General features: G+C 57.4%; 1 pseudogene. It reads right to left on the bottom strand.

Annotated features, from left to right (window positions below):
* Positions 1 to 960, bottom strand: a pseudogene (locus HMPREF2944_RS09530) (type IV secretion protein Rhs); the annotation flags it as partial.

Raw genomic sequence — 960 nt, 5'->3', positions numbered from 1 at the left:
CATTCTGCGGCTGGGCGCTATCAAAGTACTCAACGCGCACCAGCGCACCAGCGGCATCATAGGTCCAACGCATAGTCTCGGTACCACGAACGGCAGAAGAGAGTATCTGTGCGTCAGTGTAGGTGTACATGACCAGGCCAGCAGGCGAATCCACACCGCTAATACGGCCCAAATCATCGCGAATAATCTCAGTGTGCAGAGCCTCAGAAGAGTCTGCCACAGCCGAGTCTGCCTCAGCAGGGCTCTCGGTCACAGAGGCCATGTGCGCACCACGGTAACCGAACTCACGAACCCAGGTACCCGCCAGGTCAGACACCTGCGCACGCACCAGCGCGTCTACCGCGTTGTACTCGAAGGAAGACTCCACACGAGACTCAGAGGTAACGGCGGTCCCATCCATGCGGTACGCGGTAATGTCAGTCTGCTTAACCATGCGGCCAGCAGCATCATACGCATAAGCGCTCGAACCCAGGGGGTGCACAAACTCAGTGCGCAGACCGTCAGCATCGTAAGCGTAGGACAGCTCATAGCCACCGGTCTCGTCCATGTACTCGGTACGGAAAGACTCCGGAATCTGCGCACCAAACTCACGGCGCTGACGAACCAAACGGCCCAAGCGGTCGTAGGACTCGACGGTCACTACGGGAGCACCAAACGCATCAACGCCCGCGTGATCATAAGTCGTCATCGTACGGCGCGCAGAATCACGCTCCATACGGTACAACAAAGAACCATCCACCGAATGGGAACAGGGAACACCGTCACGGTCATAACCGAAGGAATGTACAGCACCATTACCGTCAGTACTGGTCAGCAGACGACCGGCAGCATCATAGGTAGAGGTAGTGCGCACACCCAGCGGATTGGTTACCGCCAGAACATTGCCCAACAGGTCATACTCGTAGCTGGTAATACGACCGGCAGGGTCCATCACGGAGGTAACGTTACCCGCCTCGTCAT

Source organism: Rothia sp. HMSC072E10 (assembly GCF_001813965.1).
Lineage (GTDB): Bacteria > Actinomycetota > Actinomycetes > Actinomycetales > Micrococcaceae > Rothia > Rothia mucilaginosa_A.
Note: the sequence above shows the minus strand (reverse complement) of the source record. Positions and strands in the feature narration are given on the sequence as shown.